This is a genomic window from Photorhabdus akhurstii (assembly GCF_018448925.1).
GTDB classification, from domain to species: Bacteria; Pseudomonadota; Gammaproteobacteria; order Enterobacterales; family Enterobacteriaceae; genus Photorhabdus; species Photorhabdus akhurstii.
In genome coordinates, this window is the sequence record NZ_RCWE01000020.1 from 48,074 (window position 1) to 72,849 (window position 24,776).

At 42.5% G+C, this 24,776-nt stretch carries 21 protein-coding genes; 8 read left to right on the plus strand and 13 right to left on the minus strand.

What is annotated here, in order from left to right; translation table 11 throughout:
• The 10 genes from rffA to trxA form a co-directional block, all read right to left on the minus strand.
• Nucleotides 1-1,131: a dTDP-4-amino-4,6-dideoxygalactose transaminase gene (rffA, locus tag EAE93_RS17855; RefSeq protein ID WP_040150210.1), complete on the minus strand. Its 1,131-nt coding sequence runs from the start codon at nt 1,129-1,131 to the stop codon at nt 1-3.
• A gap of 1 nt (nt 1,132) precedes the next feature.
• Nucleotides 1,133-1,843, minus strand: coding sequence for a dTDP-4-amino-4,6-dideoxy-D-galactose acyltransferase (rffC, locus tag EAE93_RS17860; protein WP_036809895.1), 711 nt, complete (start codon nt 1,841-1,843; stop codon nt 1,133-1,135).
• Nucleotides 1,821-2,702, minus strand: coding sequence for a glucose-1-phosphate thymidylyltransferase RfbA (rfbA, locus tag EAE93_RS17865; RefSeq protein WP_036810343.1), 882 nt, complete (start codon nt 2,700-2,702; stop codon nt 1,821-1,823). Before rfbA ends, rffC begins: the two co-directional genes overlap by 23 nt.
• A gap of 21 nt (nt 2,703-2,723) precedes the next feature.
• The gene (gene rffG / locus EAE93_RS17870; RefSeq protein ID WP_214040243.1) at nt 2,724-3,794 is read right to left on the minus strand and encodes a dTDP-glucose 4,6-dehydratase; all 1,071 of its coding nucleotides are present in this window, start codon (nt 3,792-3,794) and stop codon (nt 2,724-2,726) included.
• A complete protein-coding gene (gene wecC, locus EAE93_RS17875; protein ID WP_214040244.1) occupies nt 3,791-5,053 on the minus strand; it encodes a UDP-N-acetyl-D-mannosamine dehydrogenase in 1,263 nt (420 codons plus the stop codon). The genes rffG and wecC overlap by 4 nt, the downstream gene beginning before the upstream one ends.
• A 4-nt stretch (nt 5,054-5,057) precedes the next feature.
• Complete coding sequence (wecB, locus tag EAE93_RS17880) at nt 5,058-6,179, minus strand: non-hydrolyzing UDP-N-acetylglucosamine 2-epimerase (protein WP_036779676.1); 1,122 nt, start codon at nt 6,177-6,179, stop codon at nt 5,058-5,060.
• A gap of 127 nt (nt 6,180-6,306) precedes the next feature.
• Entirely contained in the window at nt 6,307-7,359 is a 1,053-nt protein-coding gene (gene wzzE / locus EAE93_RS17885; RefSeq protein ID WP_214040245.1) for an ECA polysaccharide chain length modulation protein, read from the minus strand.
• Between the two features lie 29 nt (nt 7,360-7,388).
• Complete coding sequence (gene wecA, locus EAE93_RS17890) at nt 7,389-8,474, minus strand: UDP-N-acetylglucosamine--undecaprenyl-phosphate N-acetylglucosaminephosphotransferase (protein WP_040150219.1); 1,086 nt, start codon at nt 8,472-8,474, stop codon at nt 7,389-7,391.
• A gap of 298 nt (nt 8,475-8,772) precedes the next feature.
• A complete protein-coding gene (gene rho / locus EAE93_RS17895) occupies nt 8,773-10,032 on the minus strand; it encodes a transcription termination factor Rho (RefSeq protein WP_011148733.1) in 1,260 nt (419 codons plus the stop codon).
• Nucleotides 10,033-10,509: 477 nt separating this feature from the next.
• Nucleotides 10,510-10,836 carry a thioredoxin TrxA gene (gene trxA, locus EAE93_RS17900; protein ID WP_036809886.1) on the minus strand — a complete coding sequence of 109 codons (327 nt, stop codon included), beginning with the start codon at nt 10,834-10,836 and terminating at the stop codon, nt 10,510-10,512.
• A 118-nt stretch (nt 10,837-10,954) separates the two neighbouring features.
• Between trxA and rhlB the strand changes: the two genes are divergently transcribed.
• Both rhlB and gppA read left to right on the plus strand, forming a co-directional pair.
• Nucleotides 10,955-12,241, plus strand: coding sequence for an ATP-dependent RNA helicase RhlB (rhlB, locus tag EAE93_RS17905; RefSeq protein WP_036809883.1), 1,287 nt, complete (start codon nt 10,955-10,957; stop codon nt 12,239-12,241).
• 6 nt (nt 12,242-12,247) lie between these two features.
• The gene (gene gppA, locus EAE93_RS17910) at nt 12,248-13,750 is read left to right on the plus strand and encodes a guanosine-5'-triphosphate,3'-diphosphate diphosphatase (protein WP_040150248.1); all 1,503 of its coding nucleotides are present in this window, start codon (nt 12,248-12,250) and stop codon (nt 13,748-13,750) included.
• 50 nt (nt 13,751-13,800) lie between these two features.
• Here the strand turns inward: gppA and rep are convergent, their stop codons facing one another.
• Both rep and ilvC read right to left on the minus strand, forming a co-directional pair.
• Nucleotides 13,801-15,828 carry a DNA helicase Rep gene (rep, locus tag EAE93_RS17915; RefSeq protein ID WP_214040246.1) on the minus strand — a complete coding sequence of 676 codons (2,028 nt, stop codon included), beginning with the start codon at nt 15,826-15,828 and terminating at the stop codon, nt 13,801-13,803.
• A 157-nt stretch (nt 15,829-15,985) separates the two neighbouring features.
• Nucleotides 15,986-17,464, minus strand: coding sequence for a ketol-acid reductoisomerase (gene ilvC, locus EAE93_RS17920; protein WP_110086218.1), 1,479 nt, complete (start codon nt 17,462-17,464; stop codon nt 15,986-15,988).
• A gap of 189 nt (nt 17,465-17,653) precedes the next feature.
• Between ilvC and ilvY the strand changes: the two genes are divergently transcribed.
• The gene (ilvY, locus tag EAE93_RS17925) at nt 17,654-18,535 is read left to right on the plus strand and encodes an HTH-type transcriptional activator IlvY (protein ID WP_110086217.1); all 882 of its coding nucleotides are present in this window, start codon (nt 17,654-17,656) and stop codon (nt 18,533-18,535) included.
• A 579-nt stretch (nt 18,536-19,114) separates the two neighbouring features.
• Nucleotides 19,115-19,969, plus strand: coding sequence for an AraC family transcriptional regulator (locus tag EAE93_RS17930; protein ID WP_036809871.1), 855 nt, complete (start codon nt 19,115-19,117; stop codon nt 19,967-19,969).
• Between the two features lie 233 nt (nt 19,970-20,202).
• Here EAE93_RS17930 and EAE93_RS17935 read toward each other — a convergent pair whose 3' ends face one another.
• Nucleotides 20,203-21,288, minus strand: coding sequence for a flavin-containing monooxygenase (locus EAE93_RS17935; protein ID WP_036809868.1), 1,086 nt, complete (start codon nt 21,286-21,288; stop codon nt 20,203-20,205).
• 394 nt (nt 21,289-21,682) lie between these two features.
• Between EAE93_RS17935 and EAE93_RS17940 the strand changes: the two genes are divergently transcribed.
• From EAE93_RS17940 to EAE93_RS17955, 4 genes are all read left to right on the plus strand, one after another.
• The gene (locus EAE93_RS17940) at nt 21,683-22,861 is read left to right on the plus strand and encodes a LuxE/PaaK family acyltransferase (protein WP_040150226.1); all 1,179 of its coding nucleotides are present in this window, start codon (nt 21,683-21,685) and stop codon (nt 22,859-22,861) included.
• Nucleotides 22,862-22,877: 16 nt separating this feature from the next.
• Nucleotides 22,878-23,234: an iron-sulfur cluster assembly scaffold protein gene (locus tag EAE93_RS17945; protein WP_036809862.1), complete on the plus strand. Its 357-nt coding sequence runs from the start codon at nt 22,878-22,880 to the stop codon at nt 23,232-23,234.
• Nucleotides 23,231-24,421 carry a cysteine desulfurase family protein gene (locus EAE93_RS17950; RefSeq protein ID WP_040150228.1) on the plus strand — a complete coding sequence of 397 codons (1,191 nt, stop codon included), beginning with the start codon at nt 23,231-23,233 and terminating at the stop codon, nt 24,419-24,421. The genes EAE93_RS17945 and EAE93_RS17950 overlap by 4 nt, the downstream gene beginning before the upstream one ends.
• A 114-nt stretch (nt 24,422-24,535) precedes the next feature.
• A complete protein-coding gene (locus tag EAE93_RS17955; RefSeq protein WP_011148745.1) occupies nt 24,536-24,772 on the plus strand; it encodes an acyl carrier protein in 237 nt (78 codons plus the stop codon).
• The last annotated feature ends 4 nt before the right edge of the window (nt 24,773-24,776 follow it).

Sequence of the window (24,776 nt, forward strand, 5' to 3'; positions counted from 1 at the left end):
TCAGGCGAAGTATTCCCGAATATGTTTGATGACAATCTGCTGTTCAGCGTCTGTTATGTTGTAAAACATCGGTAAACGCACCAGACGATCACTTTCGCAGGTAGTAAAATGATCTTCCCCTTGGAAGCGGCCAAATTTTTCACCACCGGGGCTGGTGTGCAGAGAAACATAATGGAATACCGTTAGCACACCAGCGTCTTTCATATAACTATTGAATGCTGAACGTTCTTCAACATCTTTCAGCTTGATATAGAACATATGAGCATTATGCTCCAACCCTTCCGGTATGACAGGCAATGTCAAGAGATCAGCATCAGCCAGCGGTTTTAATGCTTGATAATAGGTATTCCACAAGGCAAGGCGACGCTCATTGATTTTCTCAGCCTCTTCTAATTGTGCCCATAAATAAGCAGCCTGAAGCTCCGACATCAGATAACTCGAACCGATATCGCGCCAAGTATATTTATCAACTTGGCCACGGAAAAACTGGCTACGATTAGTCCCTTTTTCGCGAACAATTTCCGCACGGGAAATCAGTGATTGATCATTGATAAGCGCAGCACCACCTTCACCACCAGAAGAGTAGTTTTTTGTTTCGTGGAAACTATAGCAACCAATGTGTCCGATAGTTCCCAGCGCACGCCCTTTATAAGTAGACATTACCCCCTGCGCAGCATCTTCCACGACAAACAGGTTATATTTATCTGCCAGAGCCATAATGGTATCCATTTCACAGGCCACGCCGGCGTAATGCACCGGAACAATCACGCGTGTTTTAGCTGTAATTGCTGCTTCGATTTTGGTTTCATCAATATTCATGGTATCCGGGCGAATATCCACGAATACAATGGTTGCTCCACGCAGCACAAACGCGTTAGAACTGGAAACGAAAGTGAAGCTCGACATAATAACTTCATCACCGGGTTGGATATTCAGCAAAATAGCCGCCATTTCCAATGCAGCGGTACAGGATGGTGTTAATAGAACTTTCGGACAATTGAAATGTTGTTCCATCCACTCTTCACAACGTTTGGTGAAACCACCATCCCCGCAAAGCTTACCGCTCTCCATTGCTTGCTTCATGTAATCTAATTCAGTGCCAACTACTGGTGGTTTGTTAAATGGAATCATTTCATCCCCTATATAACCAATACGCGGTGCTTTCAACAAACGCACCACTGCGTGTATAAAGGCGCAAAGCAGCGATGTTGCTGGTTTGTGTCGCAATCCTTAACTGCCGTATTTGGTGGCGTTGACACCACTGCTGCGCCGCCAACATCAATTTTGAGCCAATACCACAACCAATATTTTCTGGGAATACGGCCAACAAACCCATACGAGCCTCTCCAGCCCCAATATCTCGTAAAGTAACAAATCCTGCGGGTTGCCCACTATCTCCGTTTACCAGTAAACATTGATGATCAAATGTCCCCAATACCGCTTTTTCAACCCAAGTCGCGTAAAAACGACCACTATCCTGTGGTTGATACCACGGGGTTCGAAAACGACTTAAAGGAAATACGTTGGAAGCCACCTCTTTCAACATCGGGATATCCCGCCGCTCAGCCGAAAGTAGATTACTTTCAGAGTTGTCTTTAGCATTTTCTATGCCAATCATTAAGGAAAAGTCGACTTCCCCTTCCACTAGCGAAAAGCCCAACGCGGATAAGCCATCAATAAGATCCAATCGCTGCGCAGGTACTTTAGCTTGCACTAAAGCATACTGATCTAACTGAGATGAGGTTAGCAGACCGGCATCAGGTGTGAAATCAAGGCGAGCGGTAGACAACCCAAAATAGTGGCTATCCCACTCTAATGGTTCAATATTGGCGCGCACGGACATGGAGCAGATCCAGCAGATATTGACCATAGCCAGTTTTTGACAAGGATTTTACTGTTTCTCTTAACTGTACATCATCCAGCCAACCATTACGCCAAGCAATCTCTTCAAGACAGGCGATCTTAAAGCCCTGACGTTTCTCAACGGTCTGTACAAAAGTGCTGGCCTCAATCAAGCTGTCATGAGTGCCAGTATCCAACCAGGCAAAACCACGCCCTAACAACTCAATGTTTAGTTCGCCACGTTCCAAATACATCTGGTTAATACTGGTAATCTCTAGTTCACCTCTGGCAGAAGGCTTGACCTGCTTAGCAAAATCTACTACTTGATTATCGTAGAAATAGAGCCCCGTTACCGCCCAGTTGGATTTTGGCTTTTCTGGTTTTTCCTCAATAGAAAGAACACGGAACGCGTCATCAAATTCCACCACCCCAAATCGCTCAGGATCCATCACTTGATAACCAAAAACAGTCGCCCCTTTTCCACGAGACACAACATTTCTCAGTTTTGGGCTAAACCCTTGTCCAAAGTAGATATTGTCTCCCAATACCAAGCAGCAAGGCCCGCCGTTGATGAACTCCTCACCAATCAAAAATGCCTGAGCCAAACCATCCGGTGATGGCTGTTCTTTATAGCTTAAGTGAATACCAAATCTGTCACCATCACCTAATAGTCGGCGGAAAGAAGGTAAATCTTCTGGTGTAGAGATAATCAGAATATCACGTATCCCTGCTAGCATGAGTACTGACAAAGGATAGTAAATCATCGGCTTATCATAAATTGGCAGTAATTGTTTGGAAACACCCTGTGTTATCGGATGCAACCGGGTTCCTGATCCACCTGCCAGAATGATCCCTTTCATATTTACTGCCCCCATCGTCATTCAGTTTTTACCTAATCCAAGGCGTTCACCGGCATAAGAGCCGTCTTGAACTTTACGCCACCAGTTTTCATTTTCTAAATACCATTGAACTGTTTTGCGAATACCTGATTCAAATGTCTCTTGTGGCCTCCAGCCTAGCTCACGCTCAACTTTTGCCGCATCAATGGCATAACGCATATCATGGCCTGGGCGATCCGCAACATAAGTAATCAAGTCTCGATAATAAGCAATACCCGCGGGTTTCTCAGGACAAAATTCTTCCAACAGCTCACAAATCGCACAAACCACATCAATATTTTTGCGCTCATTATGACCACCAATATTGTAGGTTGTGCCCGGTTCAGCTTCTGTCACAACCAAATAGAGCGCTCTGGCATGGTCTTCCACATACAACCAATCGCGAATTTGTTTCCCTTCACCATATACCGGTAAAGATTTTCCTGCTAATGCATTTAAGATCATCAGTGGGATCAGTTTTTCCGGGAAATGGTAAGGGCCATAGTTATTAGAACAATTGGTGATAATGACCGGTAAACCATAAGTCCGGTGCCATGCTCTTACCAGATGATCGCTGGACGCTTTGGACGCCGAATATGGACTGCTTGGCGCATAAGGTGTTGTTTCGGTAAAAAAGCCCTCTTCATCATGTAAATCACCATACACTTCATCTGTTGAAATGTGGTGAAAACGGAAAACAGCCTGTTTCTCTTCGCTGAGTTTCTGCCAGAAAGCACGCGCAGCTTCCAACAAAGTATAAGTACCCACAATGTTGGTTTCGATAAATGCCGCAGGGCCATCAATAGAGCGATCCACATGGCTTTCTGCCGCCAGATGCATCACACAGTCCGGCTGATATTGTTCAAAGACCCGATCCAGCGCTCCACGTTGACAGATATCAACCTGTTCAAACGCATAACGAGGGCTATCCGCAACCGGGGCAAGAGACGCCAGATTACCGGCGTAAGTCAGGCTATCGACCACAACCACGCTGTCTTCTGTATTATCAATGATATGTCGCACAACCGCGGAGCCAATAAAACCCGCACCACCTGTGATTAGAATACGTCTCAACGCCAGACTCCTTTTGTATCCACAATCCACTTCTGTTTAATTTCATGACTATTTACAGCTTTAAACTGATTATGATCCACCAGCATCAACAGGATATCTGCTTCTTTCAGCGCCTTTTCCAGATTAACTAATCGAGTTATTTCCTTCAAGGAAGCAGGTAATTCATGAACATGAGGTTCTACAGCCAGCGTTTCACCTGCATGCCATTGCGCAATCATACCGGTGATATGTGCCGCCGGGCTCTCACGCAAATCGTCAATATTTGGTTTAAACGCCAAACCAAAACAGGCAATTTTCACTTCGCTTGCACGTTTTCCACTTTCAGCTAAACAATCCGCAACAGCCGCTTTTACTTGATCCACAACCCACAATGGTTTGTCATCATTAACCATACGTGCTGTATGAATAAGACGTGATTGTTTCGGGTTTTGAGAAACAATGAACCACGGATCAACTGCAATACAATGACCACCCACGCCAGGACCTGGTTGGAGAATATTTACACGCGGGTGGCGATTTGCCAAACTGATCAGTTCCCACACGTTGATACCTTGATCAGCACAAATCAGGGAAAGTTCGTTGGCGAATGCAATGTTTACATCTCGGAAACTGTTTTCTGTCAGCTTACACATTTCTGCCGTTCTTGAATTAGTGACAACACATTCACCTTCAAGGAAAATTTTATACAGCTCACTAGCTCTGGTCGAAGATTTTGACGTCATACCGCCAACAACGCGGTCATTCTTAATTAATTCAACCATAACTTGTCCTGGCAACACACGTTCAGGACAGTAAGCGATATCAATATCAGATTCCTCTCCAACCTGTTGTGGGAAAGTTAAATCAGGACGCGCTGCGGCCAGCCATTCCGCCATCTGCTCCGTCGCGCCTACTGGTGAGGTAGATTCCAGAATAACCAGATCACCTTTTTTCAGCACCGGAGCTACAGATTCGGCTGCGGAACGGACATACGTCATATCCGGCTCGTGATCGCCTTTAAAAGGCGTCGGAACAGCTATCAGAAAAGCATCTGCTGGTAACGGAGCAATCACGGCTTTCAGGTAACCGCCTTCTACGGCAACTTTCACCACTTTGTCTAGATCCGGTTCTACAATATGAATTGCACCACGGTTGATGGTTTCTACTGCATGCTGATTCACATCCACGCCAATGACTTTCTTATTGCGGGATGCAAACGCTGCCGCCGTTGGCAAACCAATATAACCAAGACCAATAACAGAAATAGTTTCAAAGCTCATAGTGTCACCTGATTTTTTTCAAAGCGTCGAGAATACGTTGACAGGCATCGCCATCCCCGTAAGGATTATGAGCGCGGCTCATTTGCTGATAGGCAGCATCGTCTGTCAACAATCGAGTCACCTCTTCCACAATAGTTTTTGTTTCTGTTCCTACCAAACGTACCGTTCCAGCATCAACCGCCTCTGGCCGTTCAGTCGTGTTACGCATCACTAACACCGGTTTTCCTAAAGAAGGAGCTTCTTCCTGAATACCACCAGAATCTGTCAGGATCATATAGGCATGGTTCATTAGATAAACAAATGGCAAATAATCCTGGGGTTTGATGAGAATAATGTTATCAATATCATGCAAAATGCGCTTTACTGGCTCACTGACATTCGGGTTTAGATGAACCGGATAGACGACTTGCACATCTGGATGAGCGCGGGCTATCTGTGCCAAAGCTTCACAAATTCGCTCAAATCCGCCACCAAAACTCTCACGACGATGCCCCGTCACTAGGATCATTTTTTTATTAGTATCAATAAACGGGTAGTGCTTCGCTAGCTTACTTCGCATTGCCTCATCATTCATTATTCGATCACGTACCCACAGCAATGCATCAATCACTGTATTTCCGGTAACAAAAACTCGATTATCTGTAATTGATTCTTTCTGTAAATTCTTACGAGAGTTTTCCGTCGGAGCAAAATGATACATTGCCAGATGTCCAGCAATCTTACGGTTCGCCTCTTCCGGCCAAGGGGAATAAAGATCACCCGTTCTTAATCCAGCTTCAATGTGACCAACAGGGATACGTTGGTAGAACGCAGCCAAACTGGTTGCCATCGTTGTTGTCGTATCTCCGTGAACCAATACAACATCAGGCTTAAATTCTGCTAAAACAGGCTTTAATCCTGCCAAAATACGACAAGTAATATCCGTTAGATCTTGCCCTGATTTCATAATATTGAGATCAAAATCGGGAGTGATCTCAAAAAGGTGTAACACCTGATCCAACATTTCCCGATGTTGGGCGGTGACACATACTTTCGCTTCGAAGGCTTCATCCTTTGCCAATGCGTGTACTAGCGGAGCCATCTTAATGGCCTCCGGCCGAGTACCAAACACAGTCAACACTTTCACAGTGACTCTCTTATAGTCAGTAACTTGCAGATTTTCCTGCAAACAATACTCTTAATGCTATTTACTCCTGCTGCTGGAGTTGCAGAAGATATCCCTTCAGAAATAGTTATTTCTAATAATTATCTGATTATTTACGCGAACATTTAATCAACGCCACGCCGACACCCACTAAAGCACCAACTGCCCCCCACATGATCATCAAGAACATTCTACGAGGACTATCTCTGGTAATCGGCTCCTCTGGTGTTCTCAAATAGCGGTAAGCCTGGAATTGATCCTGCGTCGGGAGAACATCCAATGCTGCTAACATTGCAATATTCTGGTCATAGTCCACATTATACTTAGGCCCTATTGCTTCTAAAGTCTCAAGTTGAGCCTGTAACAACGGCGCCCCTAACATAAACATTTTTGAATCGGGCAACTGATCCACCGGCATATCCGTTTGATTGCGCCGAATCCCTTGTTTTTCCGCAATTTTCAAGGATTGCTGTAATACATTCATTTCGCGGTTATAAAGCGCTTTAGCGACCATTTTCTGGCGCTTAACCAGTGCATCCACAGATTGGGCACGGGTAACCCATGCACCTTTTACTTCATCATTTAAATGAGTACTGGCACGACTATTGGCAAAAGCAATGTACTGGCGCAGGAGTTGATTTGCTTGTCCAGAAGACTCAGCGGTCAATTTAATGCTGTCATTCAGCACTTTTTTATCATCATGGGGAATAAACTGAATATTATTGACTAATTCATCTAATAAAGCCGCATCAGCTCTGGCATCGCCCTCCTGCTGCTGCTTGTAATAATCAGATTTCAACCAGAATTCACGGCGAGTATCATATGCTGCAATCTGGGTGATGAACTCCTTATAGGCTTCTTCTGAAATAGACGGTAACTGAGTTTCCGGTGAAATGTTAATGTGAGTATCCAGATTGCGCAAAAATTGCTGCTGGGAGTAATAACTCCCCAACTGATTAGTCGTAGGCAGATCCGTGATTGCTGTGGCACTCCATTTTTGCTGCATCAAATAAGATGCTCCTAGCGCCGCGGTTGCGAAAATTATTGCCAGTACAACAATCCATATCTTTCCACGCCATAGCGCACTGCACAAGGCTCTAATATCCAGCTCATGCTCCAGAGCTTGTTCATCCTGAATAGATTTCGTTTCTGATTTTATCACTGCACAGAACCTCTGCTGATAATAGATGTTTAATGGTTAGCTGAACGGCGCATACGACGCTTTTGCCGTTTAATAAAACGAGCTACCTTCCATACACGCTTGAGGCAATAGCCATACAACACAAATGCAAGCAAGAACAGTGCCAACATTACCCACTCAGGCACAAATTCCAGCCATTCTCCGGTAATTCCGATAGCGGCTAATAAAGCGGCAGCAACAGTGATTAAAATAAAAGCCTGACGAGATGAGAATCCAGACCGCATAATTAGGTGGTGAATATGTTGCCTGTCAGGAGAAAATGGACTCATCCCTTTCCGTAACCGGCGATACATAATAGCAACCATATCCATTAATGGAATGGCAACAACCCACAACGCAGTAACTGGATTAACAGGATGTTCATTCCCCTGAGTAGATTCAATGAGCAGCCAGATAATGGTAAAACCAATCAGTGTACTGCCCGCATCTCCCATAAATACTTTGAAGCGTTGGCTTAATAAACCAAGATTAAGAACAATATAAGGGAGAATGGCAGCAATAAATGCAAAACACCATAATGCTAGTGCCGTATTACCACTTTGATACAGTAAGATCCCCAAAGCACCGAAGGAGACACAGGATAATCCACCTAATAATCCATCTATCCCATCAACCATATTGAATGCATTGATAGCAGCCCAGACAGCAAATAGTGTCACAACATAACTAAACGGTCCAAGTGTCATGTCCCAAGGGCCGAAAGCATAACCAAGACTATCTAATTTCAGGCCAGCAAAATACATCATCGCAATACCAACCAAAGCTTGGATGGTTGCCCGGACCTTAACGCTAATGTCAAAACGGTCATCCAATGCGCCGATAAATACCAACACACCAGCACAAACCAAATATAACCACTTGTGAGGAATAAATTCTTTTGTGATAACAAAAGCAAAACAAATCCCAACAAATATTGATATTCCCCCAACCAGAGGCACTAACCCTTGATGACACTTACGATAATTGGGTTTATCAACAAGGCCAACTCTCTTTGCTATTTTGCGTGCCATAAACAAAAACGCAAAAGAAAACAGAAAAACATAAAAAATTTCAATATTCATGCTGAGAATATTCACGATGATAACTCTCTGTAAAAAGTAAACACACCCTGGTCATTTATCAACCGAAAACATATAATTTTCTAGCCAAGATCTACCCTCACGAGCACCCGAGCTTATGAAGACATTGTTTATTATGAAAAAATTAATGGCCTTTATATTCTTACATCATTCTTTTAATGCTTATTTCAAATATATGGCAACATATATAGCTAGCAAAATACATGCCATATATAGTGCTATAACAGTATGGCGGATACAAAAAACGCCACGAAACTGTGGCGCTGATTAAAATGATCATGAACTGGGTTAAAAACTATGAACGTTTCATCATGTCAAAGAAATCGTCATTCGTTTTGCTCATAGCCAGTTTGTTGATAAGGAATTCCATCGCATCAATTTCTCCCATCGGATGAATAATTTTGCGCAGAATCCACATTTTCTGTAACTCTTCAGAGGTGGTGAGTAACTCTTCTTTACGTGTACCAGAACGGTTGTAATCGATAGCTGGGAAGACGCGTTTTTCAGCAATTTTACGGGAGAGATGCAGCTCCATGTTACCAGTACCTTTGAACTCTTCGTAAATCACTTCATCCATCTTGGAACCCGTATCCACCAACGCAGTCGCAATAATGGTCAGGCTTCCGCCCTCTTCCACATTACGCGCCGCACCGAAGAAACGTTTCGGACGATGTAACGCATTAGCATCCACACCACCAGTCAATACCTTACCGGATGCAGGGACAACAGTGTTATAAGCACGTGCTAAACGAGTAATAGAGTCAAGCAGGATAATCACGTCTTTTTTGTGTTCAACCAGACGTTTTGCTTTCTCAATAACCATCTCTGCCACCTGAACATGACGAGAAGCTGGCTCATCAAAAGTAGAAGCAATAACCTCACCTTTTACCAGACGTTGCATTTCAGTAACTTCTTCTGGACGTTCATCAATCAGAAGTACCATCAATACACAATCTGGATGATTGTGAGCAATATTAGCAGCAATATTTTGCAGCAACATCGTCTTACCCGCTTTTGGTGGCGCGACGATTAGACCACGTTGTCCACGGCCAATCGGCGCCGCCAGATCCAGAACACGAGCAGTCAAGTCCTCAGTGGAACCATTACCACGCTCCATACGCAAACGGCTATTAGCATGCAGAGGAGTTAAGTTTTCAAAAAGAATTTTACTACGGGCATTTTCTGGTTTGTCAAAATTAACTTCGTTAACCTTCAACAGGGCAAAATAGCGTTCACCTTCTTTAGGTGGACGGATTTTACCTGAAATTGTGTCACCGGTACGGAGGTTAAAACGACGGATTTGGCTAGGAGAAACGTAGATATCATCGGGGCCGGCAAGGTAGGAACTGTCTGCTGAACGGAGGAATCCAAATCCATCCTGCAATATCTCCAACACGCCATCACCGAAGATATCTTCTCCGCTTTTCGCATGCTGCTTAAGGATAGAGAAGATAATATCTTGTTTACGCATACGGGCTAGATTTTCCAGCCCCATATTTTCGCCGAGTGTAATCAGTTCAGATACCGGCGTATTCTTTAATTCGGTAAGATTCATAATGGTGGGTTCTTAAACTCGGGGTATATCTCGAACTATGAACGTGAATAGTATGGCAGCGTCATCGATCGGTGCCTGTTTATTTTGTACAAAAAACAAATCAGACCTTTAATACGTTATTCATATAAAAAGGTAATAATTTGAAGTACTAAGATTGAACTCAAATAAGACTGACAGGCTGTCAAAAACGCTGTTGAGATAATGCTGAAACATTACTGATTTCGATAAAAACTATCTCAACGTAACGAGCTATACGCCAGATTATTCCCGTATAACCCATTGGATATTTTAGACTATCCAGAGATAACAGACTTATCAGACACTACAGATTATTCAGTATGCAACATACTTCTAACATGATGTATGTGATACAAGCAGTGGCGCTAACTTATCACGCTTCTTTACGGACGTCTAGCGGTCAATGAAATAAATAATAATATACGCTAAACGCCCGGTATTAATGTGAGCTCACTTCAATCAGAGATTAGTATCCAAAAATTCTTTCAATTGAGTCTTTGACAATGCTCCCACTTTAGTAGCAGCAACCTGACCATCTTTAAACAGCAACAGAGTAGGAATACCACGGATACCATACTTAGGAGCTGTTGCCGGGTTGTCATCAATGTTCAATTTAGCAATAGTCAGTTTGCCTGAATATTCTGGGGCAATTTCATCCAAGATAGGTGCGATCATTTTACATGGCCCACACCAGGCAGCCCAAAAATCGACAAGAACTGGACCTTCTGCGTTAAGAACATCAGTATCAAAGCTAGCGTCACTCAAATGAATAATTTTTTCGCTCATTTTTTACTCCAAAGAATAATTTTTTACCATGCTAGTGTAACATTACTGATATAAGGTTGCCTTTATTTCAGTGGATACACTTTCGTAAGACAATGGTTAACTGATATTCTACCACACTATGAGTAAAACACACTTGACAGAAAAGAAGTTTTCCGACTTCGCCTTGCACCCCAAGGTTATAGAAGCTCTTGATAATAAGGGTTTTTCTAATTGTACACCGATACAAGCATTGACATTGCCTTTCACTGTCGAAGGTCGTGATGTCGCGGGGCAAGCGCAAACCGGTACGGGGAAGACGCTAGCATTTTTAGCGTCTGCTTTTCATTATTTACTGACTCATCCCGCAGCGGAGGAGCGTCAAACCAATCAGCCAAGAGCGCTGATTATGGCTCCTACCCGCGAACTTGCTGTACAGATTTACTCAGATGCAGAAAATCTGGCACAGGTAACGGGTTTAAAGATGGGTCTTGCCTACGGCGGCGATGGTTACGACAAGCAGCTAAAAGTACTGGAATCTGGTGTTGACATTGTTATAGGCACTACCGGACGTCTGATCGACTATACCAAACAGGGGCACATTAATCTGAATGCGGTTCAAGTTGTGATTCTTGATGAAGCTGATCGCATGTACGATCTCGGTTTTATCAAAGATATCCGCTGGTTATTCCGCCGGATGCCACCAGCAAACGAACGTATGAACCTACTGTTTTCTGCCACGCTCTCTTACCGAGTCCGAGAATTGGCATTTGAGCAAATGAATCATGCAGAGTATGTCGAGGTGGAACCGCTACAGAAAACGGGACACCGTATCCGCGAAGAGCTGTTTTATCCTTCTAATGAAGAAAAGATGCGCCTGCTTCAAACGTTATTGGAAGAAGAGTGGCCTGATCGCTGCATCATTTTCGCCAATACAAAACATCGTTGTGAAGATATCTGGGCGCATCTGGCTGCTGACGGACATCGAGTTGGGTTACTAACCGGTGATGTAGCACAAAAAAAACGGTTACGCATTCTAGAAGAATTCAGCAACGGCAATATTGATGTTCTAGTTGCCACTGATGTCGCAGCTCGTGGATTACATATTCCGTCAGTCACTCACGTATTTAATTATGACTTACCCGATGATTGTGAGGATTATGTCCACCGCATTGGCCGTACTGGTCGTGCAGGTGAAAGCGGCCACTCGATCAGCCTGGCCTGTGAAGAATACGCTCTAAACCTGCCAGCAATTGAAAGTTATATTCAGCACGCTATCCCGGTCAGCAAATATAACAGTCAAGCCTTGCTGCAAGACTTACCGGCTCCTAAACGCCGCTACCGTTCGCGTTCAGGAAACCATCAGCGCCGTAACAATTTGTCGCATCGTAATAATACACCACGTAATAACCGTAAACGTTCAGGCTGAATAATGATGCTGAGTTCTTCTTCGCTCTATGCGGCTATCGACCTGGGTTCAAACAGTTTTCATATGCTGGTTGTGCGTGAAGTATCCGGCAGTATGCAGATACTGGCACGAATCAAACGTAAAGTCAGGCTGGCCGCCGGATTAGATAAAAATAACCGTTTATCTCAACAGGCGATGGAGAGAGGCTGGCAATGTCTCAGGGTTTTTTCTGAACGCTTACAGGATATACCACCATCACAAATCCGTGTTGTTGCTACGGCAACTTTACGCATCGCTGAAAATTCAGACGACTTTGTGAAAAAAGCAGCAGAAATCCTTGATTGTCCGGTTAAGGTAATCAGTGGCGAAGATGAAGCTCGGCTTATTTATCAAGGTGTTGCCCATACAACTGGCGGCCCTGAAAAACGTCTGGTTGTCGATATTGGCGGCGCAAGTACAGAACTGGTTACGGGGAATGGTGCAAAAGCCACTCAGTTATCCAGCCTAAGTATGGGTTGTGTTACCTGGCTTGAAGGCTATTTTAATGACCGTAGCCTGACGGAAGAAAATTTCGCCAAAGCCGAAGCTGCCGCACATGAAACGTTGAAACCCATTGCACCAAAGCTTACCGAACAAGGTTGGCAGATTTGTGTAGGCGCTTCCGGCACCGTTCAGGCTCTACAAGAAATCATGATTGCTCAGGGTATGGACGAGCTGATCACTTTGCCGAAACTTCAAGAGCTCAAACATAAAGCGATTGAATGCGGTAAACTGGAAGAATTGGAAATAGAAGGGTTGACGCTGGAACGGGCTTTGGTTTTCCCAAGTGGTCTGGCTATCCTGATAGCGATTTTCCAGGCATTAAATATTGAAAGTATGATCCTTGCGGGCGGCGCCTTACGGGAAGGTCTTGTTTACGGCATGTTGGATTTACCAATAGAACCCGATATTCGTACCAGAACACTACGTAATATACAGCGCCGTTTTCAGTTAGACGTTGAACAGTCTCAACGAGTCAAACAATTGGCTGAACACTTCCTACCACAAATTGCGAAACCTTGGGAGCTGGATAGCCGATGTCATGAATTATTACAAAGTGCCTGTCTGATACATGAAATTGGCCTGAGTATTGATTTCCACCAAGCTCCATCACATGCAGCCTATCTTATCAATTATCTCACTCTCCCCGGCTATACGCCCGCACAGAAAAAACTCTTAGCCACATTACTAAAGAACCAAAGTGGCCCCATTGATTTGTTTTCCTTCAATCAACAAAACGCCTTACCTCTGATACAGGCTCAACGTTTATGTCGTCTGTTGCGGTTAGCTATCATCTTCGCTAACCGCCGTCGAGATGACACTCTCCCTGCGCTACGTTTAAAAGTGAGTGGTGAAGCGTTAACAATAACGTTACCTCATGGCTGGCTAATGCAACACCCTCTGAGGGCAGAGTCTTTACAGCAGGAAATTCAGTGGCAAAGCCATGTTCAATGGCCGCTTGTTTTAGGCGAGTCGGATACTCAAACCTGAATAAAATCGTTTTCCCTGTATCTCTGTGATACAGGGAATTTCCAACATATTTACGACTTATTTCTTTGCCCAAGCCCTAAACGCGATTTGATATCCGCGATACGCGATTGCCCTTTTTGCATTCTTTCTTCGGCAGTCACTATTTTTTTATCTTGCGGCCAATGTAAGTCATCTTGTGGCAACTCGTACAAAAAACGACTGGGTTCTGGGCGGATTAACTCGCCATATTGACGACGCTCTTTACATAAAGTAAAGAATAACTCCCGTTGAGCTCGGGTGATCCCTACATAAGCCAATCGTCGCTCTTCATCAATATTCTCTTCATCAATACTGCTCTGATGAGGCAATAACCCTTCTTCCATGCCGACCAGAAATACATAGGGAAACTCCAACCCTTTGGAAGCATGTAGAGTCATCAATTGCACCTGATCAAACTCCTCACCATCCTCGTCTCGCTCCAACATATCCCGTAATGTGAAACGCGCGACCACCTGAGATAAAGTCATTGGTTCGTTCAGTTCATCACCTTCCAGCATTTCACTCATCCAAGTGAACAACTGATTAATATTTTTCATCCGCATCTCAGCTGCTTTTGGACTCGGTGATGTTTCGTACAGCCAACTTTCATAATCCATACCGTGTAGTAGATCACGTACAGCTAGCAAAGGATCTCGTTCAACCTGGCGAGTTATCTCATCCATCCAGTGAGTAAAACGCTGTAGTGCCGCCAAACCGCGGCCGGTTAGACTTTGTGCCAAACCAAGATCAAAACTAGCCTGATAGAGACTTTTATCGCGCTGATTCGCCCATTCACCCAGTTTTTGAATGGTAACCGCACCAATTTCACGTCTTGGTGTATTAACAATTCTTAGGAATGCGCTGTCATCCTCAGGATTAGTCAGCACCCTCAGATAAGCTAGCAAGTCCTTAATTTCAGGGCGGGCAAAGAAAGAAGTGCCACCAGAAATCCGATAAGGAATGCGGTTTTGCATCAACATCTTTTCAAACACGCGGGATTGATGATTTCCTCGGTAGAGAATGGCGTAATCTTTATATTCGGTCTTATTGATAAAGTGATGCGCCATCAGCTCCCCAATAACCCTTTCCGCTTCATGCTCTTCATTATTAGCGGTAATCACTTTTAACGGATCACCATACCCCAGTTCAGAAAAAAGCCGTTTTTCAAACACATGGGGGTTATTAGCGATTAAAATATTAGCCGCTTTCAGAATACAGCCAGAGGAACGATAGTTCTGTTCCAGTTTGATCACATTAAGCTTCGGGAAATCCTCTTTCAGGAGCACCAAATTTTGAGGTCTTGCGCCGCGCCATGAATAAATAGACTGGTCATCATCACCCACCACCGTAAAACGAGCCCTTTGTCCCACCAACAATTTTACCAGTTGATATTGACTGGTATTGGTGTCCTGATATTCATCTACCAACAGATAACGGATACGGTTCTGCCAACGCTCCCTGACTTCTTCATCACGCTGCATTAGCAAAGTCGGTTTGGTAATCAAATCGTCAAAATCCAATACATTACAGCTCGCTAGATGTAAATCATAACGACGATAACATTCAGCAAACTGCTGCTCCTGAGCTGAACGGGCCAATGCCAAAACTTGCTGTGGAGAAAGCAGATCATTTTTCCAGTTTGAAATGGCAGATATCAATTTTTGTAATAGATCTTTATCTTCTTCCAGTAAATCGGCTGTTAAATCTTTCAACAGAGCCATCTGGTCCTGATCATCAAACAACGAGAAATTGCTTTTCATTCCTAACGCTTTGTATTCGCGCTTAATAATTTCCAATCCTAATGTGTGGAAAGTAGAAATCATCAGCCCCTTAGCCTCTTTGCGCCCCAGAGTTTGTGCTACACGCTCTTTCATTTCCCGCGCAGCTTTATTAGTAAACGTCACAGCGGCGATATGACGAGGCTGATAGCCACAAGTACGGATAAGATGAGCAATTTTATTGGTGATCACTCTAGTTTTGCCAGAACCCGCTCCCGCCAGGACCAGACAAGGACCAGTAACAAATTCGACAGCTTGTTGTTGGCTAGGATTTAATCGCATGATGTTTAATAAGTTATATCAGGACAGTATCTTAGGGGATAGAATTGTAGCAGAAAGGGGGGAAAGGAAACTCGGTTTTCTTTGTGAAGGAAAAGGACTCTACTGGTTGATAAATATTAAATGCAAAGAGGGAGAATTTCTCCCCCCTTATCTTTAATCAACCGCCAACAGCAATACGTTTCATATCTGTCATGTAACCACGTAATACGCGGCCAACAACTTCAATTGGGTGGTTACGGATAGCTTCGTTTACATCGCGTAACTGGGCGTTATCGATACCGTTATCTACAACCGGCTTACCTAAATCACCCGCCTGTAGCGAACCCATAAACTTCTCTTTCAGCAGTGGGACCGCAACATGAGAGAACAAATAGTTACCATACTCTGCTGTATCAGAAATAACGACATTCATTTCGTACAAGCGTTTACGAGAGATAGTATTCGCAATCAGTGGTAATTCATGCAGAGATTCATAATAGGCAGATTCAGCAATAATACCGGTATCAACCATAACTTCGAATGCCAGTTCAACTCCGGCTTTCACCATCGCAACCATTAAAACGCCGTGATCAAAGTATTCCTGTTCACTGATTTTGCCATCATATTCAGGTGAATTCTCAAACGGAGTGTTACCCGTTTCCTCACGCCAACCTAACAGTTTCTTATCATCATTGGCCCAGTCAGCCATCATACCGGAAGAAAATTCACCGGAAATGATATCATCCATATGTTTCTGGAACAGCGGCGTCATCATTTCTTTTAACTGTTCAGACAGTGCATACGCTCGCAGTTTTGCCGGATTAGACAGACGGTCCATCATCAGAGTGATACCACCTTGTTTCAGTGCTTCTGTGATGGTCTCCCAACCAAACTGGATCAATTTTCCTGCATAACCCGGCTCAGCGCCATCTGCCACCAGTTTGTCATAACACAGCAGTGAACCAGCCTGTAACATACCGCACAGAATAGTTTGCTCACCCATCAGATCAGATTTCACTTCTGCCACGAAAGAAGATTCCAAAACGCCGGCGCGATGCGCTCCTGTTGCCGCGGCCCATGCCTTAGCGATTGCCATGCCTTCGCCTTTAGGATCGTTTTCCGGGTGAACTGCGATCAAAGTAGGCACACCAAAACCCCGTTTGTATTCTTCACGCACTTCAGTACCAGGACACTTAGGCGCGACCATCACCACAGTGATGTCTTTACGGATTTGTTCACCGACTTCAACAACGTTTAAACCGTGGGAATAACCCAGCGCAGCACCTTCTTTCATCAACGGTTGAACTGCGCGAACAACAGAAGAGTGTTGCTTATCTGGCGTCAGGTTAATGACCAAATCAGCCTGCGGTATCAACTCCTCATAAGTGCCGACTTGAAAGCCACTTTCCGTCGCTTTACGCCATGAAGCACGTTTTTCTTCAATGGCCTCTTTACGCAGGGCATAAGCGATATCCAGACCGGAGTCACGCATATTCAGGCCCTGATTCAGCCCTTGCGCTCCGCAACCGACGATAACCACTTTTTTGCCTTTTAAATATCCTGCCTCATCAACAAACTCTTCCCGCGCCATAAAACGACATTTACCTAACTGCGCCAACTGCTGACGCAAATTCAGCGTATTAAAATAATTAGCCATTAGTGACTCCGTATCATGTTGTGCTCAGCAATGAAGTGCTGCGACTGTTTTTTAGATTTCCTCACCCTGTGAGGGTTTATATATTTTCAATATATGACATGAAAGCCATTGCTTAAATTGATATATTAACAATACTACATTGCATTTTATGCAATACAGATTATTGGGCAGGAAAAGGGGGAATAAGCTATGGATATACGCGATCTCAAACTGTTTCTACATCTGGCTGAAAGCTGTCATTTTGGCCGTACAGCAAAAGCAATGCATGTCAGTCCATCCACATTATCTCGCCAGATTCAGCGTATTGAAGATATTTTGGGGCATCCACTATTTTTACGGGATAATCGCACAGTAAAATTGACCTTTGCAGGCGAGCAATTTAAACAATTCGCCCAACAAACACTGCTACAATACCAGCAATTAAAACACTCACTGAATCAACAAAGCCCATCTCTAAATGGCGAGTTACGTCTGTTTTGTTCAGTCACCGCAGCCTACAGTCACTTACCACAGATCTTAGACCGTTTTCGTGCTGAACATCCTATGGTTGAAATCAAACTCACCACAGGTGATGCCGCAGATGCGGTCAATAAGATACAGTCTAATGATGCCGATTTAGGTATCGCCGGTAAGCCGGAAAAACTACCAGATAATGTTAGCTTCACCAAAATCGGTGAAATCCCATTGGTACTGATCGCGCCTTCCCTTCCCTGCTCTGTACGCACACTCGTCATACAAGAGTACCCTGACTGGAATAACATTCCTTTCATTTTGCCGGAACACGGCCCTTCACGTAAGCGCATTGAGCACTGGTTCCGTCACCATAAAATTAACAACCCGTTGATTTACGCTACCGTGTCCGGTCATGAAGCCATTGTTTCTATGGTTGCATTGGGTTGTGGAGTGGCATTAATTCCCAATGTCGTTGTAGAAAACAGTCCTGAACCGGTACGTAATCGCATATCTTCATTGGACAATATTTCTCTAGTAGAGCCGTTTGAGTTGGGAATGTGTGTACAGAGAAAACGGCTTAATGAACCCTTAATTAAAGCGTTTTGGGGATTGTTATAACAAACTGCTTTAACAGGTCCTTTTATTTATTACAAGCCTAATGCAACTTGTTTTCGGTATTATGCCAATATACTTATAGTTTATGTGGCCTAATTCACAAAGAACATAAAAATATAACCATATTGTTCTCATGATAATATGTTTAATATAAGTTATAACCAATTAAAATAATCATATAAAAATATTGGCTCCGCATTAAATTTTTGGTCATTAATTATGTTACGAAAGAAAATACTTTTAATTATATCAAGCAGATAATAGCTATTTAACGTTTAGCAATTTAGATATTGTTAATATTGGCTAGCAAAAATTAAATATTCCACCCGCGAAAAACAGGTGGAGAATAATTCTTTACGCCATGTCATAACGATATTTTACAATAGTGAAATTATTTTCACCTAGATACCAGAGGAGGCAACCTCATAATAACCACTTAATAGTTTTGTGATGACATAGTAACTAATAATAATTATTTAACGAGTTAATATAATTTAATTAAAAAATAACACCTAGGATTTATAATAATTATATTGAATAATTAATTCAAACACACACAATAATTTAATAAAGGACACCATCATGTTACACAAAATAGACAAATCACCGTATTTTATTAAATTCTATAAATTCCATCTACAAGATCTGGTTTTCTCTTATAATATGCAAACAGAATGGCATCATCATCCTTGTATCCAATTGAGTGTATCACCACATAATTCACTCATGAGGATTGATACCGAAAATGAATCGAGACAAGCACATGGATTCATTATTTCTTCTAATATTAAACATAAATTACACTCGGAAGGGCAACTCTGTTTTAATTTACTGATAGACCTAGCCAATCCACTATGTCATTTATTACTACATCAAATGAGAGGTTCAGATATCATATATTTAAATCAAGAATCATCCAGTTTAATAGCAAATTATTTTATTAGTTGTTTACAATCAGAAACCTCTCCAGATATTTTCATCTTAAACAACCTTTTAGGTAAAATAGAAGATTGCCATTGTTATCAGGATAAACGAATCATGAAAGCGGCCTCTCTTATTACTGAATTACCGGTTAAATGTATATCTTCTCGTGAAATATCAAATCAGCTCTATTTATCCGAGAGTCGATTCTTGCACCTATTTAGAGAAAAAATGGGAACCAACTTCCGTAGTTATCTACTATGGAAGCGTCTGCATCATGCTATTGATGAGATACATTCATCAGATTCACTAACTTTACTAGCTTGTAATAGCGGATTTTCCGATGGCGCACATTTCAGCCGTACCTGCATGACACTATATGGATTAAGACCTTCTGAATTAAAACATGCCAGTAAAAACAAAATGCAACAAGCACAACAAAAATATTTCAATTTATCATCAACATTAGCAGGTCTAAATTTTACAACGCAAAACATCTGTGTTATGAATAAATAATATTTTTGATATATTACCTAAAATAAATAATTTCTATTTATAACCGTTATTATCAAAGCCAGTATGTTAGAGATTCTGTATCATTTTATTCCTAATAGCACATTTACTATATTATGCACTCTTAGTAATGATACAGAATTCAGAATAACACCATAACAATACAACCCAATAAACCTTCAATCTACGACAAATAAAATATACAGAGTAAAATATCACTATTCTATATTAATCATTCATTTTAATGATCTATGCTCTTTCAGATAATTTTCCACCCATTTAGCGATCCGACGAGTGTCTTTATAAGCCCCTAACATCAGTTCAGAACCACGACTACTCAACCATTTCCGCCCAACGATAAATAACCCAGGATAAGGGGTTTTCCCTCCTTCCGCATGGCCATTTTTGCAAATGAATCCATTAGCATCCACAGCGCCGGGAAGCGTCAACCATTCCGTATTATCCTTATACCCCAAACACCAAATAACCGTATCTGCCTCATATTGATTGCCAGAAAAATCACATAATTTATTGTCTTTCACATCAACTAACCTATTCGCTATTTTTATATCCAAAGCTGCTAATCGATGGTTTTTCAGATCGCCACAAGGGATGGGATTACGCCGCCGCATAATTTTCCCGACCAAACTGTAATAATTAGCAAATAACAAGCCACTTTTACTTAACCACCAAAAAATATCTTTGCCCAGTATTCTGTTAGGTAAGAGAGGACGGGAAGAACCGCAAAATAACGTCACCTTCGTCGTTGCAGCCAAATCTTTAGCAATCTGACGGCCACTCGCGCCATCACCAACGACAGCGACTCGGCTGCCTGCTTTAATTTGTTTTGGCTCCCGATATTGATCTGCTCCGATTTGCTGTATATCAGTAGAAAGTTGTTCGGCAAGCGCTGGAATATCAGCTAATTGATTAGCGCCTGTTGCATTAACCAAACAAGGCGCGTGAAATACTTTTCCATCTTTTGTTTTAACACGATAGCCATTTTTATCATGCTTCACTTCAACCACTTCAGTTTGAGTATGTATAGCAAGGTTATGATGTGAAGCATAACGTTCAAGGTAATCAGCAACTTCATTTTTATCTGGATAACCCTCTTTAATTCCAGGAAATGGTAAGCCATGAAGCTGAGTCATACCACGTGAAGTGAATAACAGCATATTATCAGGACGCCTGCGCCACACATCACCAATACGCGCTTCTCGCTCTAATATGCAGACATTAATATTCTTAGCCGCAAGAATAGCCGCTAAACTTAGTCCGGCTTGACCGGCACCCACAATTAAGCAATCCATTTTCATCATGCGTACTCATTTTCCAATTTGGTATTTATCTATATTTTGTTTTTATCATTATCGAAATCTTAGGACAATGAAAAACTTGCCAAAAGAACACTCAATAGATCAAAAAACAACGAACTTCACAAAAATATAAAAGACAATTAAAAAATTTACTTGAATTAACTGGTCATATTCGTACTAAAGTGAATATTTTGAATAAACCAGCTATTTTTAGCATAATTTTAACAATATTGATAAATCCATATAATAATCCAAGCAATAATATAGCCAATTTATTCAATAAAAATAAATTATTAATGACTATCCTTTTTGCCTACGTAACTTATGCTTTATTGCTATAACTTATAATAAACAAAGATTAATTTATCTACTCTTTACCCTACCGGAGATGAAAAAAATGGAAAATATCAAAAATATATATGACGGTATAAAATCTCGTGGCGGAAATCCGCTAAAGTGGTTAATAGCCGATGTCGACTTACTCTATAAGCTGTCTAAAGAAGAGCAACAAGAATTAAAAACCTGTTTGCTTAAGGACGCTTTTCATTTCCATTATCATAATAACCCTTACTATAGAGATATTTGTGAAAAACAAGGTATTAAGCCAGAAGAGATCCAGAATTATAATGACTTAGTTCGCATCCCATTGATACCCGTTGCAACTTATAAATCAGCCGAAAGTCACCGTTTATTAAGCAAGCCATTATCTGAAATCGAACATGAAATGCGCTCAACGGGCACAAGCGGAATTCCTAGCGTTTATCGTCGTTGCCACGATACGATGGATCATACAGTATTGGCTGTCTATTCTAATTATCGCAGTATGTTCAAAGTATCCGGCGGTGCTGGCTTATGTTTATGCCCGTCAACAGAAGATATTCCAGAAATGGCGCTGGTTAAAATCTTTAATTTCCTGACAGGTCTGTTAGATACTCGACGCTATATGATTAATCAGGACCGCTTTTCTCCAGAAGATTCACTGAATCAATTAATCCAGTGGAAAGGCAAATTCACCCGGCATTTAATTGGTCCTCCATTCATGATCCATCGTTTTATTACGTTCCTAAAAGAGAATAATACCAAGCTCACTTTAGATCGCGATAGCATGGTAATTACTATGGGCGGCTGGAAACGTTTTACCGGGGATATGATCTCCCGCAGCGAATTGAATGCAGATATTGAAGAGTGGCTGGGCATTCCAGCTTCCCGGACACGTGATATGTATGGTCTGGTTGAAGCAAACCTTCTTGCCATCGAAGATGAATATAACCATAAACATGTTCCCCCTTATATTCATTTCTCCGTTCGTGATCCTAATGATTTAACACGTGAGCTACCCGATGGTGAAACCGGACAATTAGTGATCTTAGATCCACTTTCTGTTTCCACTCCCGGCATGTTACTGACAGAAGATTTGGTCTACTTGCGTACCGATCCTAACAAATCCTGGCGCAATTCTCAGCGAGTTCAGTTTGTTATGCGTACCGCTGCTGCTAAAGAGTTTGGTTGCTGTGCGGTCAACCTTGAGAGAAAAATGTCAGACGATGAAGGTACCTCAGCTACACCCGCTGTATAAATAGCAAGGTGGAATTATGTTTAACAACATCATTATTGACAACTTTTGCAATCCTGACTGCCAGGGGGCGTTATCCACCCCCACCATTAAATTGGCATTAGGTAACCCTGTATGCGGTGACAAGGTTGATATCGACCTGACACTGGATAACCAGGGACGAGTAGATAATGCCTGTTTTCGTGCATGGGGATGTACCGCCTCCCTGGCAATGTCTAACCAATTTTGTCGCCACGCTAAAGGTAAAACTCTCGAAGAATTGAACGCATTATCGCCTGAGGGCATTAATGCGTTATTAGGCGAGTTAGAACCCGCACAACAACACTGCCTTGATATGCTGCATAAGCTATTCGAGCAGCTAAAGGGAAAAATATGACAAGCTTATACTTCGACTACAACGCCACAACACCGCTCAGTGTTAAAGCGCAGTTGGCGATTAAAGATGCAATGTCTATTTTTGCTAATCCATCCAGCCACTACAGCTTAAGCGACATGGCTAAAAAGTTGCTCATTGACGCCAGAAGATCGATGGCTTCATTAATGGGCACAGTACCAGAGCAAATCCTGTTTACATCAGGAGGAACTGAAAGTAATAACCAAGCCTTATCCAGCTTGTTAGCAACGCTTCCCGGTTCGGATCTGTCTGCCCATCATGTTATTAGCTCTTCCATTGAGCATCCTTCTGTTCTGGCGCCATTACTCTGGTATCAGCAACGCGGGCTTCAGCTAACGCTGATCAACCCCGACAATCAAGGGCGGATAAGTGTACAAAGTATTCGGGAAAACCTACGGCCACAAACTCGCCTGATCACATTGATGGCGATTAACAACGAAACCGGCGTGATCCAGCCCTATGAAGCTGTCGCCTCTTTAGCAAAAGAGGCCGGTGTTTATCTGCATATCGATGCAGTACAGGCTATTGGTAAACTTCCTTTTAGCTGTGACACACTTTCTGGCGTAACGACCGTCTCTTTCTCCGGCCATAAATTTAACGGCCCGAAAGGTATTGGCGGGCTCTACCATGCACCGGGGATTCAATTAAATCCCTTGCTGCATGGTGGAGGACAAGAACAAGGAGTACGCAGCGGCACTGAGAATACCTTGGGCCTCGCAGGATTAACGGCGGCAGCTAAAGAATCACTGAACGGATTGCAAGAACGTTTCAATACTTACAAAACGCTCAGAGAAACTTTACTATCCCTGTTAGAACAGCATCGTGTTAACTACCTGATTAATGGCAATACCAATCCAGCGTTTCAGGCACCTTGGACACTCAATTTAAGTTTCCCAGGTATTCGTGCTGAATCATTAGCCAGCAGGCTAGATTTACGTCACGGCATCTCTTTATCTCTAGGATCAGCCTGTAGCAATAACAAATCAACCCAACGTTCTCACGTTCTGGTTGCTATGGGATTACCCGATGATCGTATTGATAGCGCAGTACGCATCAGCTTCGGATATACCACAAGTCAAGATGATATTGAGATATTGGCTAACGCCATCAAACAAGAAACGTATAACTTACTTAAAATTTCAGGGCAATCTTTAATCACCCAGGAATAATAGCAAAATGACAGTGAAAAGACGGTGTGGCAGGAATAACGCTTTTATTAATGATACTTATATTCCTGTGCCGAAACTCCGCCAATCTTATTTAAATTTTTAGGGGACATTAATATGAAACTATTTGAATTACTTCAATCTCAAATTACTGAATTAACTGATATCGAACCAGAAGATATTACTCTTGACACTCTACTTGATGATATTCATTTAGTGAGTCTGGATTTCGTTTCTATTCAGGTTGCTTTAAAAAGAGAAATGGGCATTCAACTGAATTTCGATAAGTTCCAACGAGACAACACAACGACAATCGGTGATTTTGTCAATTATGTCAGTGAATTAGCAAAATAATCAT

Bases quoted from the DNA above. Each gene is read 5' to 3' on its own strand.
- rffA (WP_040150210.1), bottom strand. From the start codon at position 1,131: ATGATTCCATTTAACAAACCACCAGTAGTTGGCACTGAATTAGATTAC.
- rffC (WP_036809895.1), bottom strand. From the start codon at position 1,843: ATGTCCGTGCGCGCCAATATTGAACCATTAGAGTGGGATAGCCACTAT.
- rfbA (WP_036810343.1), bottom strand. From the start codon at position 2,702: ATGAAAGGGATCATTCTGGCAGGTGGATCAGGAACCCGGTTGCATCCG.
- wecC (WP_214040244.1), bottom strand. From the start codon at position 5,053: ATGAGCTTTGAAACTATTTCTGTTATTGGTCTTGGTTATATTGGTTTG.
- rho (WP_011148733.1), bottom strand. From the start codon at position 10,032: ATGAATCTTACCGAATTAAAGAATACGCCGGTATCTGAACTGATTACA.
- trxA (WP_036809886.1), bottom strand. From the start codon at position 10,836: ATGAGCGAAAAAATTATTCATTTGAGTGACGCTAGCTTTGATACTGAT.
- rhlB (WP_036809883.1), top strand. From the start codon at position 10,955: ATGAGTAAAACACACTTGACAGAAAAGAAGTTTTCCGACTTCGCCTTG.
- gppA (WP_040150248.1), top strand. From the start codon at position 12,248: ATGCTGAGTTCTTCTTCGCTCTATGCGGCTATCGACCTGGGTTCAAAC.
- rep (WP_214040246.1), bottom strand. From the start codon at position 15,828: ATGCGATTAAATCCTAGCCAACAACAAGCTGTCGAATTTGTTACTGGT.
- ilvC (WP_110086218.1), bottom strand. From the start codon at position 17,464: ATGGCTAATTATTTTAATACGCTGAATTTGCGTCAGCAGTTGGCGCAG.
- ilvY (WP_110086217.1), top strand. From the start codon at position 17,654: ATGGATATACGCGATCTCAAACTGTTTCTACATCTGGCTGAAAGCTGT.
- EAE93_RS17930 (WP_036809871.1), top strand. From the start codon at position 19,115: ATGTTACACAAAATAGACAAATCACCGTATTTTATTAAATTCTATAAA.
- EAE93_RS17935 (WP_036809868.1), bottom strand. From the start codon at position 21,288: ATGATGAAAATGGATTGCTTAATTGTGGGTGCCGGTCAAGCCGGACTA.
- EAE93_RS17940 (WP_040150226.1), top strand. From the start codon at position 21,683: ATGGAAAATATCAAAAATATATATGACGGTATAAAATCTCGTGGCGGA.
- EAE93_RS17945 (WP_036809862.1), top strand. From the start codon at position 22,878: ATGTTTAACAACATCATTATTGACAACTTTTGCAATCCTGACTGCCAG.
- EAE93_RS17950 (WP_040150228.1), top strand. From the start codon at position 23,231: ATGACAAGCTTATACTTCGACTACAACGCCACAACACCGCTCAGTGTT.
- EAE93_RS17955 (WP_011148745.1), top strand. From the start codon at position 24,536: ATGAAACTATTTGAATTACTTCAATCTCAAATTACTGAATTAACTGAT.